This window comes from Listeria cossartiae subsp. cayugensis (genome assembly GCF_014229095.1).
Lineage (GTDB): Bacteria > Bacillota > Bacilli > Lactobacillales > Listeriaceae > Listeria > Listeria cayugensis.
Genome location: NZ_JAARZC010000003.1, coordinates 163,198 through 179,983 on the forward strand (window position 1 = coordinate 163,198; position 16,786 = coordinate 179,983).

At 37.6% G+C, this 16,786-nt stretch carries 14 protein-coding genes; all 14 read right to left on the minus strand.

What is annotated here, in order from left to right; genetic code table 11:
* Window positions 1-138 precede the first annotated feature (138 nt).
* The 14 genes from HCB49_RS10620 to HCB49_RS10685 all read right to left on the minus strand — a co-directional run bounded on the left by HCB49_RS10620 (window position 139) and on the right by HCB49_RS10685 (window position 16,779).
* Window positions 139-492, minus strand: coding sequence for a hypothetical protein (locus HCB49_RS10620; RefSeq protein ID WP_185604914.1), 354 nt, complete (start codon window positions 490-492; stop codon window positions 139-141).
* A gap of 17 nt (window positions 493-509) precedes the next feature.
* A complete protein-coding gene (locus HCB49_RS10625) occupies window positions 510-977 on the minus strand; it encodes a DUF2247 family protein (RefSeq protein WP_221644133.1) in 468 nt (155 codons plus the stop codon).
* Between the two features lie 192 nt (window positions 978-1,169).
* Complete coding sequence (locus tag HCB49_RS10630) at window positions 1,170-1,484, minus strand: hypothetical protein (protein ID WP_008948972.1); 315 nt, start codon at window positions 1,482-1,484, stop codon at window positions 1,170-1,172.
* A 58-nt stretch (window positions 1,485-1,542) separates the two neighbouring features.
* Entirely contained in the window at window positions 1,543-1,740 is a 198-nt protein-coding gene (locus HCB49_RS10635; protein ID WP_185604915.1) for a DUF4926 domain-containing protein, read from the minus strand.
* 386 nt (window positions 1,741-2,126) lie between these two features.
* A complete protein-coding gene (locus HCB49_RS10640) occupies window positions 2,127-2,516 on the minus strand; it encodes a hypothetical protein (RefSeq protein ID WP_061665436.1) in 390 nt (129 codons plus the stop codon).
* A 13-nt stretch (window positions 2,517-2,529) separates the two neighbouring features.
* The gene (locus HCB49_RS10645) at window positions 2,530-2,871 is read right to left on the minus strand and encodes a hypothetical protein (RefSeq protein ID WP_260479524.1); all 342 of its coding nucleotides are present in this window, start codon (window positions 2,869-2,871) and stop codon (window positions 2,530-2,532) included.
* The gene (locus HCB49_RS10650) at window positions 2,826-3,176 is read right to left on the minus strand and encodes a hypothetical protein (protein WP_185604916.1); all 351 of its coding nucleotides are present in this window, start codon (window positions 3,174-3,176) and stop codon (window positions 2,826-2,828) included. Before HCB49_RS10650 ends, HCB49_RS10645 begins: the two co-directional genes overlap by 46 nt.
* Before the next feature lie 390 nt (window positions 3,177-3,566).
* Window positions 3,567-3,707 carry a hypothetical protein gene (locus HCB49_RS10655; RefSeq protein ID WP_185604917.1) on the minus strand — a complete coding sequence of 47 codons (141 nt, stop codon included), beginning with the start codon at window positions 3,705-3,707 and terminating at the stop codon, window positions 3,567-3,569.
* An 86-nt stretch (window positions 3,708-3,793) separates the two neighbouring features.
* Window positions 3,794-4,312 (minus strand): hypothetical protein, encoded by a 519-nt coding sequence (locus HCB49_RS10660; protein ID WP_185604918.1) that lies wholly within the window; start codon window positions 4,310-4,312, stop codon window positions 3,794-3,796.
* A 554-nt stretch (window positions 4,313-4,866) separates the two neighbouring features.
* Entirely contained in the window at window positions 4,867-5,325 is a 459-nt protein-coding gene (locus HCB49_RS10665) for a hypothetical protein (protein ID WP_185604919.1), read from the minus strand.
* Window positions 5,326-5,667: 342 nt separating this feature from the next.
* The gene (locus HCB49_RS10670) at window positions 5,668-5,961 is read right to left on the minus strand and encodes a barstar family protein (RefSeq protein WP_185604920.1); all 294 of its coding nucleotides are present in this window, start codon (window positions 5,959-5,961) and stop codon (window positions 5,668-5,670) included.
* 358 nt (window positions 5,962-6,319) lie between these two features.
* A complete protein-coding gene (locus HCB49_RS10675; RefSeq protein ID WP_185604921.1) occupies window positions 6,320-6,715 on the minus strand; it encodes a barstar family protein in 396 nt (131 codons plus the stop codon).
* 222 nt (window positions 6,716-6,937) lie between these two features.
* Window positions 6,938-7,327, minus strand: coding sequence for a ribonuclease toxin immunity protein CdiI (gene cdiI / locus HCB49_RS10680; protein WP_185604922.1), 390 nt, complete (start codon window positions 7,325-7,327; stop codon window positions 6,938-6,940).
* A gap of 20 nt (window positions 7,328-7,347) precedes the next feature.
* The gene (locus HCB49_RS10685; RefSeq protein ID WP_185604923.1) at window positions 7,348-16,779 is read right to left on the minus strand and encodes an RHS repeat-associated core domain-containing protein; all 9,432 of its coding nucleotides are present in this window, start codon (window positions 16,777-16,779) and stop codon (window positions 7,348-7,350) included.
* Window positions 16,780-16,786 lie beyond the last annotated feature (7 nt).

The following is a 16,786-nucleotide window of genomic DNA, read 5'->3' on the forward strand; positions in this document are numbered from 1 at the left end:
TCAAAGTGGATTTTCTAATCATACATATACAATCATTCATTACTATCTACTAATCCAAAACTCTGCTTTAACTACTGTTTTATTCAATTTAGTACCTTCTAAATTCGAGTTGTAGATGTATTCTCCTCTAAACGTTCTTTATTGAATTTTCAACTGTAACAGAAATCCTTTATTCTCAGAAGTTGCGGACAATAAATATATCCTAATATCAGTGGCTCTTTTTTCTTGGATATAAAAAGTTGCAGATTTGTACTCAATGAACTGCACCAATTGATGGAACAAGCTTTGTGCCGCTTGATAGCTAAAATTTTTCATGTTCACATCTAATGAAAAATAATTATTTATCGTTTTACCTTCTTTTTGAAATTTTAAATCAAAGCTAGAGATATTATCTTCTTGATATTCAAAAAAAGAATTTATTTCAGACCATAGACCAACTTCATATTCACAATTAAGTGATTTCGCTAGATTAAATATATCAGCTTTATCCATGCATAAATACCTTCTTTTTATTCATTTTCAAATCTTTTTTTAGCACTAGTCAAATATGATTGCCACGATTCTTCCATGCTCTTCCCCTCTGTTAGAGGCATATAACGAATAAATCCAGCCATGTCTTCTGGATAACCAAAATCAGCATAGATTTCTGCTGTTTTTGAGTTAAAATCATCAGAATCAGTTTTTTTAGCGTGCAGTTCTTTTAAAATAACATATCTCCATTTATCTTTTATAGTACTAGCATCTTCAAAAGTTTCTAAACTAATTAACTCATGAAAATACGGAAAAATATCCTCATATTCATCAGCGATTGCTATTTTTAGAACTATATCAAAACCAAGAATCCCTTCATCCAAAGTATGTATAGCATATTTTATAATATCTTTTCGGCTAATTAAATTATTTTCCAGCGCAAATAATAATTCTTGCCAACTCCATTTAGTTTTAGAAAAATCCATGAACTTGTAATTTCCGCTCAAGTTTAATAGCCTCCTTTATTTCCTTTTGATTTTACAAAAAGCAACTCTTTATACATATTTAAGAGAGCTCGTTCAAGCTCTCTTAAATGAATCATCATGCACTAACTTAAGCTAGCGTTTTGTTAGCTATCGGCAACTTGATTAGTGAGTTTCTCCTTGCTAGTAAAGTGCCTTTTTTATTTAGTAATCCAATTATTGATTTTCAATACTTATGGAAAGCGTTGTTCCAAAACAAAGACTGGCGATTGTACTATTCTCTCTTAAAACTCTCAAATACATATCTTCCTTTTTCAATTCAGTAATGTTATCAAAATTTCCATAAAAAATATCTTTTTCTTTATAGGTCAAGAACACACTAATTTGGTTTTCATAGGTTCTTATAAAGATTTTTAAAGTAAAATCATCTTTGCTAATCTTATATGTTATATTGCCATCACCTATATTGTCAGTCAAGCTTTCACTTTCAGATAGAAATAGTTCCATCAAGTCTAATTCATCATATTTCACTTTTATCTGTCTCCTTTAACTAGGTATCACTGTGATTACATCACCTAAATCATTAATTTCAACGCTTTACTTTTTCTAGATCATCTGGCAATATTGTACATTGTGCTTTATAATAACCTTCCTCATCGAGAAATTCTACTTCATAAGCTTCATTAGGTTCGGTAAATACCATAATAACAGCTCTAATATCATCCTTTTTTACATTATTTTCATAATGCTTAAGTAGTCGAACTATATCATACTCTTGAAACTTCATTATTTACCTCCTCTTTATTATTTTACATAGATTGTAGTTAAATTTGGTTTCACTATTCAGCCTGTACGCACTATTTTTACCTTTTGGTCCAGTTATTGACATATCAACAGTATACCGCTGTCCGTAATCGTCTAATTTCTCTAAAGCAGCTTTACTTCCTGACAATTTTTCATAAACCTGTTTTAATAAACCATCTGCGTTTGATTCATTACAGCCTACGTATTTTCAAAAACTTTTACTTTGTTTCCTCCTACAGGATGTTCTGGATTTAAAGACTACTCTGTTAATTTATGGGGATTGATTGTTGCATCTTCTAAGTTAGGCAGTGCATTTTTTCACCGTCTTACTAGTCTCACTTTCTTCCTTAGGGCTTGGAACCTATCTTTTTAGTACGAAGATTTGCTTCTCCATTTAATTTCTTTACATACAAAACTTGTCACAGTTTCATCTTCAATATCTTCGCTACTATACCAATAAAAATCATCTTCCTGCTTAGTAAAATGAACACCTAATATGTCTAAAGTCAAATTCAAATCATTGTTTATATGAAATTTACTGACTCCTCTTAAACATAATTCTATATTTGTCATAAATTCTGATTGTCTTTGTATCCATAAATTCACTACTGGCTCTGTATTCATTATCATAGAATATTCTTCATCTACATAGGTGCCACTTGAATACGTCAAACCTTTTATACAACTATCATGAAAATTATTAATTAGTTGCATCAATTTATCAATATCTGCTTGAGTTTCTAATTTTTCCCATTCCATTAATTTTCTCCCCTTATTTCAATCTTTTTGGTTTAGCAGGATTCGTCCAATCCCACTTATGTCTGTGCGGAAACTCATGTGTTCCATCATCTGAATGGTTAAAATCTATATCTTCTTTTGCTCTACCTTTATCATCATAATACCTTCTTTGCTTTACGCTTCCGTCAGGATTAAGAATATCTGCTGAAGAATTTGGTTTTCCATCTTTCGGTAAACCCCCATTTTCGACAACCTTATGATTAGGCATTTTTTCACCTTTTTTAATAATATTTTCAACATCAACTCCACTGGTGTCCTCTGTTGCATTTGTTAACTTATCACTTTTCGCTTTCCCTTTCTCAATATTCGAAAACAAATCCTTCGCGTCTTGGAAAAGTTGGCGCCACTGTTTACTACAACGGTTGCGCTTCCTGCGATTATGCCAACCCCTGCTACATTAAGTTGAACTCCGATTGGTGCTCCAGCCCCTGTTAAGTTCAATGCTCCACCAAGGATTTCAGTTCCAACTCCAAGGATAATCCCCTCAACGCCAAGATAGATAGCCGCTGAGTCAGCAATTAGTCTCCCAATGTAATAGCGGTTATCATCGCCATACACTTCCTTATTTTTACCAATGGTTTCTACGGAACCGAAAGTGAAATTATTTACTAGACTATCCAATGTACCTGCGCCTACTGGTTCAAGATTTCCGCAAATTGCTTTCGTTGTTTTCTTCTACGCGCATGCTGTGTTTTGCTTGAGATATGGCTAGTTTAGTGCCAGCTTTAATGGCTTGTTTTTTGTTGTTTTTGAAATGGATTTGATTGCACTTTTTGCTTTGGTTATGACTTTTTTGGTTACTTTTTTAAGCCATTTCGAGATGTACTTGTATTAAGAATCAACGTATTGCATTTTTTTGCTTTGAATCTTAATTTAATTTTATAAAAGTAGCACTTTATACGCATATAAGAGAGCTCTTTCAAGCTCTCTTATATGAACCATCATGCGCTAGCTTTTATTTGCTGTTGTCAACTTGATTACCCGTCTTGTGTTTGAGTGTCTTTTTTATTTTTAGAATGGTTTTTCATTTACAATTTCACCTTTAATGCTTTTACTTGCAGGTTTTAAAAACTCTTTTATTTCTTTCACCCACTTGCTGGAATTTACAATAAAAAGATATCCTCTGTAAAGGTCTGCTTCGAACCATTTCATGGCAAGAATCCTGACAGAAGATATTTTTTTATTGTTTTTGGTAGTCAAGCGGGTATAAGGAAATTACTACAAATTCATTTGTCCTTTCATATAGCCTTTGATTCCTTTATTTGTTCCATCTCATCGGAAGTAATATTTTTCAATAATACCCCAGCCACTTCTTGATCTTTATTAAACAAGATGTAGTTGAACTCATTTAACTTATATCCCATCAAGTTACCTTCCACGCTCTGCTCAACTATTATAATACTGTTGCCACTCAAAAACGTTGAAAACTCCTTATGCATACTTATATCAGAGCTATTTTCCGATAACTTAGAATCTGTAATAATAATATTGTTTTCTCCTAACGAAAGGTCTAAATTCATTTCATTCAAATCTAATTTTTCATCCTGCAAAAAGAAACTTATATATTCTATGGTTCCTTTTTTCGGATTAATCGCAACGTCAAGCGGTGGTTTTTTACCATTCTCATAAAAAAGGTGGTAATTATGACCAATATTTTTCTCCTTAACTCGTATCTTAAACAGTATTAATCCTGTCCCCATACTTTCAATACTTCTCTCATACCTGAAATCTAAATTACATTTTTTTATATCCACCAAACTCTTCACACTCCTTTATTTTATCATACGGGCATGGTATACAACTCCTGTCTCAGTATTAATGCCCAATTCCCAATTTCCATATGTTTCAAAGTACCTTCCAGGACTCTTTGTAGCTACACTTTCCATCGCCTTATTTAATGACGAAGAATAGCTTTCCAACATAACTTGGCTTCTCACACCAGTACTTGCCGTTTCTCCTCCAAACTGTGAAATCTATTCTCCCATATGTTCTATAGTATTTGTACACGTTTTTGGATTGGTGTATTTTACATTACTATTAAGATTTGTTTGAAATGTACTTGGGATATTTTCTGCTGTTGGAACTATATCATCCCATACAGTTCCCGTAGTTTTAGGTCCACCAGCCCCGCTGCTGAGGCTAGTGTTGCACTTCCTTGGGCTATGGCGACTCCTGCTACTGTTGCATCTAGCACTACGCCAACAAGCGTTCCGCCTCCTACTATTCCGCCAATACCAGTAAGAAAGCTCTTTGATTAGTAAATAGATAAAGCTTTACTTTCTTGGCAACAATTGAGATTAAGGTTTCTTTTTCATTTGAAATCTGGTTTTATCCACAAAGATTTTAAATACTGCTCATTATCAATAACAGCCACTACATTTTTAAGAAACTCAATGCACTTATCATCACTATTATTTGTAAAATTCCCAAAGCATAGCCACTTTTGTTCTGAATCATAGTAAGCAAGCCACATTTCTTTTTTATCTAACCTCCAAGATCCTGGTTCAAAATCCTCTTCTAGACTGATTTCTCCCTTCTGTATGTTAGACGGTAAAGTTAATTTTTCTTCATGCCAACTTTCTCTTGGCGTAAACCCCCATACTTGATTAGCAGTCATTAGAATAGAGTCAAATCCTATATTTATATAACTGATAAGTAATGAAATATCCGAGTTTACTCTAGGGATAAAATCTAAACTTCCATCTTCATTATTGTACTCTATCTGTCCACTGATTATTTTATTCTCAAGTTTCATACTTAGCTTAAACATTTTCTCACCTCATTAATTTACAAAAGTAACTCTTTATATACACTTAAGATAGTTTTTTAAGCTCTCTTAAGTAAATATTGTGTAAAAACCAAATCCTTCACTGTTACTTTAATATTGAATCTAAAAATTTTTAATTAAAACTCTCATAAACGAATCGTCATGCACTAAACTGCAGATTGTTCTTTATTGTTCGTATTCCTTGACTTGTCCCTCGAGCCTTTTCAGCATAACATGCCCGCCGTTTGCATTAATATTTGAATTTGTTCTTTCAAATCTTCTCTACTGCACCCTCAAAACATAGCAAAATAGAGTGAAATTCTAAGCTTTTTAGCAATCGATTGGCTATTTATACTCTATCTCAGTTTTCATAATAGGGTATTTTCTATTAAAGTTGTTCAGCATCTCTTTTAATGAATTGGCTTCGTCTGGAATAGACTCTTCCAAGTCTGACCAATGTTCGAATATAATTTTCTCTGGTAATTCAACTAACCCTGTTATAGTATCCCAAAAAGCATCCCAATTTTCTCCATAATAATCAGGGAAATCAAGTTTTTGTTTTAATAAAATTTGTAACTCTTCTTTAGTTGATACTTTTTTTAAATCTATTGTAACTTCCTTTTTTGTCGAAGCACACATATTATTTTCACTCCTATGATTTCTAATAATTACCAATAAAATGCATTGTTTTATAGTGCTGTTCCTGGTCTCTACTCTTTCTCAATTGCCAAATATTTTAAAATGAAATTATCTGGCAACTTACCAGTTTCTCTTAAACTATCAACAAGCGGATTGGCCGTTTCTGTGGTTCCTAAAACATCTTTGTACTTTTCATATAATGTAACATTCTCAGGACTGTTAGCTCCATTTCCTGTTCCACTAGCCCCACCGACTTTCTTGGGGCTGGGAAACCCACGTTTTAATAATAAACTAAAAATAATAGTCCTTTATAATAACACTTCAAAGGACTATTATTTCGTTTAATTACATGAATATGCTATTTAACTAAATACACTTTAAACGAGCGGGGTTTCCCCTCAACAACTGTTTGAGTTACACCGTTTTCCCAAAAAGGTAAAATATCTTCTTTAAAAATTTCCATTACAATTTCTTTGGATTCAGTATCTTTTTTTAAGAAATCTGTATAATCTTTAATTATAATACAAAAACATGGATTATCAATCCAACTTAAATCAGTCATCCAGTCTGTAAATGAATCCCATCCAATACTATCAGGTAGTAAAAATTTTTCCGCCATTAATTCCAGAAAAATTTTTTTGGTTTGAATATTATTTCCCTGGATATTAACAATATAGCACTCATTCTTTTTTGCGTTCTTCTCTAACTCTAAAATATCTATTGTATTTACTCTTAAAATTTCATTTTTTGTCATAGATACTCCCTCTATTTAAGGCGTTCCGCTGTACTATTGGCATTTCAGCTTCGTTATTCTCGTATTAGGAATCAACACATTTCCAAGCAGTCCTTTATACGCATTTAAGAGAGCTCGTTCAAGCTCTCTTAAATGAATCATCATGCACTAACTACAGCTAGCTTTTTACTAGCTACTTTATTGTCAATCTTGTTATAGAAGCGCATTATTTATTTTATAAAGCTATATTTCCAAACTACTTTTAACTTTTTTTAGCAGTTCTATAAACTCATTTCCTTCTGGATTTCTTTCCGCCTCTTTTTTTACATTCTCATCTAAATAAGCATAAAATGTTTTAAAATCTAAGTATGCTATTTGATCAATCTCTACAGCTGGGAATCCTAATTCAACTAAAACATGTTTATCATCTAACGGTCTTGGTAATTGCGCCATATCGTAGTCGTCTAAGTCTTTTTGAAAAAAAACAAAAACTATTTCTTGTCCATATCCTTCTTTTTCTTTAAAAGCAGACAAAGCCTTTTTCAAATATTTTCCACTAATTATTGAAAAATACGTTAACATAAGTTGATCTATACTTTTCTTGTCTTCTAAAAGTTGAAATTCATTTTGCATAATATCACTATCCAATCGTTTTAGTTTAACACCGGATAAAAGTTAGTTATTTTTCCCGCATCATCTAAATAACCTATAAATTTCAATCCGTTTGAAGATGTTCCAATAACTGTCCGACCATCTGGTTGGATTTTCCCATTGTTCATGGCAGACTGCCCCCATTCAAACATTTTCTCATTACTAATTTTAGTAGGGTCATAAACTGTTTTTGGATCATTAATATCCTTGTAAGATACTGGTTTTGCAACCTCACCAGTCATATCTTTCCTAGGTATTTTGTATTTTATTTCATAAATACCATCAATAGTTGGGTGCGCTTTTTTGGAAACAATCAAGTCTTCTGGATTAAACCCTTGATTCTTTAATGCCTTATTGAACTCGTCCATATTATGCCCGCCAACAACACCTTTTTTGGTGTTGACCGTCTCTACATTTTCCAAATGATTCTTTGAATTACTACCAAACTCAAAATCATTGGCTCCAGTAGTTTCCTCTTTTGCTTTCCCTTTCTCAATATTCGAAGCCAAATCCTTCGCGTCTTGGAAAAAGTTAGCTCCGCTGCTTACTATTAAAGCTGCACTTCCTGTGATTATGGTTAATCCGGCTATATTGAGTGGCACTCCGATTGCTGCTCCGGCACCTGTTCCGTCCAGTACCACACCGCCGGTTTCTACGCCTGCCCCAAGGACGATTCCCCCAATACCGAGCAAAATACTCGATGAATCAAAAATTAACCTTCCAATGTAATAGCGGTTATCATCGCCATACACTTCCTTATTTTTACCAATAGTTTCTACGTTTCCACCGGTAACACTGTTTACTAGACTATCCAACACACCTACGCCGATTGGTTCAAGATTATCACAAATTGATTTCATTGTTTTTTCTAAACGAACGGCATGGTTCGCCTGAGCTACTAATAGTTTAGCACCAGCTTTGACGACTTGTTTTTTTGTTTCTTTTGAAATTGTTTTGATTGCGCTTTTTGCTTTAGATATAACTTTTTTGCCGGCTTTTTTCACTGTTTGTACTTTTTTCTTCACGGTTTGTTTGACTTGGTTATATTTTTTCTGAACCACTTTTTTGGCTGCTTTGTAAACTTTTTTTGCCGTTTTCGTGACTTGTTTAATCGATTTCTTTGCTGCTTTCTTGAATTTCGTCACTGTTTTTTGTACTTTTTTGGTTACTTTTTTGACGGCGCGTTTGATTTTTTTGGTGGTTTTCTTGATGGCTTTTTGTACTTTTTTTACAACGCGTTTTACTTTTTTGACGGTTTTCTTAACTACTTGTTTTACTTTTTTGACGCCTTTACTTACTTTTTTCACGGCTTTTTTAGCTTTTTTGGTTGCTTTTTTGAGCCATTTTGGTATGTTTCCGCTTGGATCTCCGAATGACATTGGATTGTTGATGCCGTAAATGTAGCGGTTTTGGCTACGTGGGTCGTCTAGGGCTCCTCTGTAGTTATCGGCTTGTTGGAAACGGCCAGTGTTTGTATCATAATTTCGGGCGCGTAGGTTTTGTGTGTCGCTTGTATCGTGCATTTGCGCGCGGTAACCGATTTGATTCGCCACTGGGGCTGTCGCAAGTGCGGTGCCATAGTCAGTGTAGTCGTAGTCGGTATTTGTTTCGCCGTCTGACGTTGTTGCGATGTCGGTTAGTCCGTTTTCGTGATAGCTTTCTTCGTCTGTACCGATTATTTGGTTGTCATCGCCAAAGCGGAAAGCGGTCTTGGTCGTGCTTGTTTCGCCGTCGTCTTCTGTCGTCTCGTTAAGCTGGGCGACTTGGGTGTATTCTTGGGTTAAATCATTGACGTAGCGAATGGTATTTACCGTTTGGTAGCCGACTGTTTGATTCAGTTTCGTAGTGCGCTGGCTACTGTCGCTGGCTTTAAGATTCGTTTTGCCTTGGATACCCTTTTTAGTAGTTGTATCTTTGCTTGCTTCTGCGTATGCTGGGCAGCCTTTAGACGTTTCTTTGGCACGAGTTTCTAGTTGTCCCGCTAGTGTTGTTTTGCCTTTTTGACTATCTTTGTCGTATTCTGTAATCCATTCACTTAGCGATCCTTTGAAGGACTTGGTTTTGTCTGTGATAGTTTCTTTACCTATACGATTGCCAAATGCGTCATATGTGTATGTCGTCTGGTTGCCTTCGTTGTCGGCGGATTGAATCAGTTGGTTTTCGCCATTGTACGTGTATGTTTCTACTTTACCACTTCGTAAGGCTTTTTTGGTAATGTTTCCGTTTTTGTCGTACGTGTAGGTTGTGTCTTCATCACCATCTGCTTTAATCATTGCGAGTGCGTTGTCATCGTCGTAATGATAGTCTTCCGTGGTTTTCTTGCCGTTTTTATTACGTAATAGTTTGCTTCTGTTACCGTTAGCATCATAGATATACGTAATTTTTTCGGTTGTTTCGTCTTTGGTTATTGTTGTTTCGGTCAGTTGGTCATCGGCATCATAGGTGTGGCTCTTGGTTTGTTTTTCGCCACTTTGATTGATGGTTTCTTTGGCTACATTACCGTTTTCATCGTAGCTGTAGTCAAATGATGCGATGGCTTCACCGGCTTTATTTTTGGTGATGACTTGTTCGGTTTCGCCAGTTGCTGTGTATTTATAACTCGTCGTTGTGCCATTGCTGTAATGAATGCTCAGTGGCAGGCCGTTCGCGTCGTAAGTGTAGCTGGTTTTCTTGCCGTCTGATTCGATTACGTCGGTTAGCAGGTTGGCGTCATTGTAGCGGTAAGATACGCGCGTGTTATCTGGATAAATGAGCGCTGTTTTGCGGCCGATTGTATCGTATTCGTATTTCAATGTTTCACCGTTTGCATCTTTGACTGATAGTACGTCACCAAATTTGTTATAAGTAAACTCGGATGTTCCGTCTTTTGATGTAGCGGTTTTTACGTCGTCATTGCTGTCATAGGTGTATTTGTAGCTACCACCATCAAATTGTTGCTCGACTAAATTGTTTAGTTCATCGTATTTATAAGTTGTTTTTTCACCATCTGGCTTGGTTTTAGACTTCAAGGAACCGTCTAGTTGGTATTCGTATTTTTCGGTTTTGCCTTCTGGTGTTACTTCTTTAACAAGGTCACTGCGATCATTGTAGCTATATTTTGTGACAAAACCTTTGGCGTCTTTGATTGACGTGACGTTATCTACTTTGTCGTAAGTGTAAGTTGATTTTTGTCCTAGTCGGTTTTGTGCTGCTGTCATGCGATCTAGTGAGTCGTATTGGAAGCGTTCTTTGTTGCCTTTTGCATCTGTTGTTTCGCTAAGATTCTCGTTGCCATCATAGGCCATTTTTGTTGTGTGACCTTTGGCATCTGTAATAGAAGTTAGCAAGTTACGCGCATCGTATTGGTATTTAGTTATTGCGTTTGTTGGGTCTTTGATGCTGATAACTTGGTCGTTTTTATTGTAACGATACTCCGTGCTTGCTGCGAGTGGGTCGATTTCTTTGGTCATGTTACCTTTTTTGTCGTAGGTGTATTTGTAGGCTTGGTTACCTGGGTCAATCATAGAGGTAACGTTGCCGACTTTGTCATACTGAATTTTAGTATCATTACCACGAACATCTCGCATTGCAGTAACACGGTCCAGTTTATCGTACGTATAACCGACAGAAAGTTTGTTAGGATACGTAATTTGAGTCATCCGTTGGGTATCGTCGTAAGTGTAGCGCGTGATTCGACCTTGGATGTCTTTTTTCGTGCTTTGTTGCCCAAATTTGTCATAAGTATAGCTGGCAATTGCTTTTTTCTGCTGATTATCACTTTCTTCGATAAGATCGCCGTATTCGTTATACTTGTAGCTTTGTTTATAGCCAATCGGGTCCGTTTTAGATAAAAGTTGATCGTCTTTATCGTAGCTATATGTTGTCGCATTACCATTTGCGTCAAGTTCTTCGGTGATGTTGCCACGTAGGTCGTATTTAAATGTCGACGTGGTACCATAAGGCTCTTTGACTGTCAAAATGTTATCTGCTTTGTCGTACGTATATTTCGTTGTGTTACCGCGCTTATCTGTTTCCTTGATAAGGCGTCCTGCTGCGTCATAGCTGTTCAGGAGTTTGAATCCAGCTGCATCAATTTCGGTTGTTAGGCGTCCTAATTGGTCGTAGCCGAATTGTGTTTTATTTCCTTCTGCATCTATTTGGCTTGTTACTAAACCTGTTGCGTCGAAAGTTTGTTTTGTTGTACCGCCATTTTCATCGGTAACTGCTGTGACATTGCCATTAGCATCGTAGGTTACGCTTGATTTAGCACCCGCTGGATTCGTTGTCGTAATCAGCTCGTCGTTGCCGTTGTATTGGTAGCTCGTTGTTTCACCTAGTGGGTTTGTTTCGGACAACAAATTACCTTCTGCATCGTAATTATAAGTGTACTTGCCACTATTTGGTAAAACTTCTGATGTGATATCGCCGCGCTTATTGTATTCAATGCTTTGCGCTTTGCCTGTTGGGTTTTGTTGTTTCACTAGGCGGTTGGCTGCATCGTATTCGTAGCTCGTTTTGTTGCCTCGCATGTCTGTTTTACTGCTGACATTGCCGAATGTGTCATAGCTGTAGGCTTCACTGCGTCCTTTGCGGTCAGCAACACGCGTTATATCACCAATTGCATTGTATGTGTAGCTTTCTTTTTGACCTGTATTGTCTTGTTGTTCTAGCAGTCTGTCCATTTTGTCGTAAGTGTAAGTTGCTTTAGTGCCATCTGGATTTTTTTGCTCAGTGACACGGTCCGCCATATCGTAACTATAGGTAGTTTTACGACCTAGTGGATCGGTACTTGTTGTCAGATTTCCACGATTATCGTAGTCATATGTTGTTTCGTTGCCCAGAGCATCAATAATTTCAGAAACTTCGCCCGTTTTTGTGTAATGATAGTTTGTTTCGTTGCCATATGGGTCTATTTCTGTAATTAAATTACCATTTTTATTATAGCGATATTGCGTGATATCGTTTGTTGGTGAAATCTCTGTTTCAACTAAATTGAGCGCATTATAGGTGTATTTTGTAGTGTTACCTTCTGCGTCCGTTTGGCGAATCACATTACCTGCGTTGTCATATGCCATCGTTATAGCATGGCCATTGCCGTCTGTGATTTTCGTGACATTGCCATCCGCATCGTATACATAGTGCGTCTTTTCGCCAAGCTCATCGGTTTCGATTTGCACTTGATCGACTTTATCAAAACTATAACGTTTCACGCCACCAGCTGCATCTTGTTCGGAGGTTACGCTGCCATTCTCGTCGTAGGTATATGTCGAAACACGTCCAGCTTCTTTTAATTTTGTTGTGTTTCCGTTCGCATCAAATTCGTACGTCTGAACATTGCCAGCTTGATCGACGAAACGTGTAATATTGTCCATTGCATCGTAGCTGAATTCTTCGGTTGTGTCATCTGGATACGTAATTTTCGTGACATTGCCATCTGCATCATAGGCATAATTTGTCTCATTGCCGAGTGGGTCTATTTCTTTTGTTTTATAGCCTGATTTTGCATCATATTGATAGCTTGTTTTTTGACCATCTTCGGTTTCTTCGGATAATTTTTGACCAAGCGCATCATAGTGATAGGTAATGTCCGCACCATCTGCAGCAGTCACTTTTATCCGTCGGTTTAGCGCATCATAACTAAATTTCTCTGTGTTTCCGAGTGGATCGGTTTCACTAATTTTATTACCATTGCCGTCATATTTGTATTTTGTCACGCCACCAAGCGGATTCGTTTCCTTGATTAAACGGTCAAAAGCATCATATTCAAAAGTAGTGCTGTTGCCATTCAAATCAGTTTCGCTTATCTTATTGCCGTTTGTATCATAGGCATAAGTCATCGCTGCGCCATTCGCGTTCCACTCGCGCACTAGCTCGCCGCGTGCATTACGTTCATATTTCTCTGACTTACCATTTGCATCTGTAATACTACTCAACATCGACAAACTATCATAGGCATAGGTTGTCTCATTGCCACGACCATCTGTTACTTTTGTCGGGTTTCCTTTTGCATCATAGGCAGTCTTTGTTACCGCGCCATTCGCATCTGTTTCTGAAACTACTTGACCATCTTCATTATGCGTGAATTTTTGTACGCCTCCGTTTGGTGCAGTTATTTGCACAACATTGCCTTTGGAATCGTATGTGTAGCTCGTTACACCGCCACGGCTATCTGTTTTTCGGATCAATTGATTTTTCGCGTCAAATTCGTTCGTTTCCGTTGTTCCGTCTGGATATACCGTTTTCGTCAGATTTCCATTTGCATCATTTTCAAAAGTGGTCGTATTCCCCAGCTGATCTACAGAAGCGACTAATTGATGCTTGTCGTTATATTTATTTTCTGTCGTCGTATCATCAGCATACTCAATCTTTGTCGTTTGCAAGCGGTCATTAAAATAAACTACTTTCTTATTGCCATTGAAATCGGTTGTCGTTGTTTTTCCAGACTCATATTTCAACGTGGCAGTATTGCCTTCTCCGTCTGTCTGCTCCGTTACACGACCATCCGCGTCAAATGTATTCTTAATTAATAAATTCCCATCGTTATCTTTATATGATGTCATATGGTGTTCTGAATCATACTGGTAGGTAATTGCTTTCCCAGTTTGATCCACCACTTTCGTCAGGTTTCCATCTTCATCATATGAATAAGCCAATTTCCCGCCATCAGGTAATATGATCTCCTTCAAGTGTCCATCCGCATCCCATGCATACTGCAACACTTTTCCAGAGCCAGTGACCATTTTCACCAATTCACCATCAGCGTTATACGTATAATTCGTTACATTCCCAGCCTTACTTGTCACTTTTAAAAGTTGACCATTTGCAGCAAAAAGAGAGATGTTTCCTGTTTCTAAATCCACAACCTCAAATTCACGCGCGCCATCTTTATTCACTTTTTTCGAAAGCTCAAGTGGCTCATCTTCCTCTATCTCAAAAGTTCCGTCAGATTGCTTCTCAAAGAACACACTCCCACCATCCGAGCGCGCCAACATCACTGCACCGCCTTCTAAGAAACCTAACTGGTCCGTCAAATTAAAGGTCCAGTTTCGTCCCATTGGGCTGTCTTTACCTTGAGCCATCGAATTGTATGTCCGCGTAATCGTCTGTTGCTCATCGAAATCAAACCATTTCGCATCTTCCATATTATAAAGCAAGTTCCCACTATCAAAATTAATCGGTTCATAGCCAAATGTACAATGCTTGCCGCGCCCTATAGCTAGCGCATCAAGTCGCATCTTATCTGCCGTATCGTAATTTCCCGACTGATAGGCTTTACCCGCATTTTTTTGCGGATTCCGAATAAACACTACATTCCCTTGAACGAGCAATTCATCCTTCATATTATTATCCAGCATAAACTGCGACCGCTTATTAGCAATCCCGTAAAATTTCAGCAAGCGTGGCAACGAGTCTAGCCCTGTCACCTTGTAAATCTGGAACGTATCATATTTCTTACTTACCGATTCATTTCCATCCTTAATTTCTGCTTCCACTTGATACAAATGATTCTCTTTCAAAACACCTTTTAAAAGTAGTGTGTTCGTCTGCCAGTTACTCATCAACTCGCGGTATTCCTGCGTTTCACTACTCAATTTCGGATAATTCGGGAATAAATAATCTCGACCAATCGACGGATCTGTACCGCTAAATGTCACCTTTTTATTATCTGATGTATCAATAATTTTATAATTAATCTTGGCATCGGGACGACCAACGCCATCCATTCCAAGTGCTGTAAAATCAAGTTTTCCATCATTATTCGCGCTTACAAATGGACGCAAATAGAGCTTCGTATCTTTGAGTGGCATATCCGCATCAATCGGCGGACGCTCGCGGTGCTTAAATACCACATATGGCGACTCGCTCGTAACACCAGATTTAGGCGCAGCAAATATATCAGCTTGCGAATATGGCATTTCAAAGGAATTCACTTTTGCCGTTTTTACAATCACGCCGTTGTTTTTACCACCATTCACCCAATCCTTCGCAACGTTTGTAATATCAAAGGAAATACGTCGATTCGCATCATCAATTTTCCCGATATACGTCTCTTTACCGTCTACGTTTGCAGGTGGACCATACGGAAAACCAAGACTTTTAAATTTACCATATGTTAAATCATCAATATTCCCAACGTCTTTTGTAATTCCATGCACTTCAAATAAACGCTTCACAACGTTTCCTTTACTATCTTTTGCACGGTCTCCCCAGAAGCCTTGCGTTCCTCTTCTAAAAAGCGACAACTCCGCCGATTCGATTTCACGGTTTGTGCCAATTTTCTTAATTTCACTATCAGGTACTTTCACCACACCATACGTGATAAAATGGGCTGCACCCTCCGTTCCAGAGTTATTCCCATCATCATAGCCGATATACATGTACGGCTGGAAAGAATACGCCACATCGTCTCGGTACTGACGCAAACTAGTGGCCTGAATTCCATTTGTAATTTTTGTACTCACAAATGAAACAGCGACTTTAGCTAAATTACCCGTCACTTTTTTCGTACTGAGCTTTGCGACTTGCAATTGATAGCCGGTTTCCGTTTTCTCCGTTTTCGCGGTTAACGTATCAATTACAGACCCCGTTTCATCTTCTAAAACTGGGCTTGGAATCGCACCAATCAAATCTTCCCCGCGGTAAATCAATGTCGCCGCACGTTTTTCATCGTCTTTCAAGGTCACATCAGCAGGAACCGTCAAATCAAATGTAACCTGCTGCTCCGAATCCTCGCCGGCTTTCACATACTGCCCGAGCTCCATTCCAAAACTGTCCGCCTCTAGCGTAAACGGCTCTGTTTTAGCATCTTCACTCGCATACATAATTCGATTATCCTTCGCTACAACCTGCGCCAAATCAGCCTCGCCACTAGGACGAACTGCCACATTTGCGCCGTCTAAGCTAAGCGTTGGCATCGCGTCTTCTGTAACCACTTTTGGCGTCGTGATTTCTCGAGCCGTCTCATTTGCTGCCCATGTTTTTTCACCATCTTTTACTAGCGTGGCATCAAAATCTTCCCACTTGCCATCATCGTTCTTAAAATGCACTGGTTCTGTAAAATAATACGTCTCTCCTTCACCAGTTTCCTTATTTACAAAGGTCTTCGTATTCTCCGTCCGTTCTGCAACTACCTCTTCCATTCCAGCAGTGGATGCATCTTCTGCCAAAGTTTCTGTCACATTCGGCGTCTCTGCTTCAAACAAACGAACCGCATCTGCGTTTTTATCACTTAAATCCTCATCTAGCGTTGTATCTTTTGGCGGATTCTCATCCTTTAACTGCTTCTGCGCATCCTCATTTAAGTCTGCCACAGTCACCTTATCTTGCGAGGCTAATTGTTTTCCATAATAATTTCCAAACTCACTTTCCGCATTCACCGCACCTTGCACAAATTGCCATGGCAGCATCGGAAATAAAAGTAATGTAACCAATAAAATCTTTATGCCCTTTTTCATATGTAGT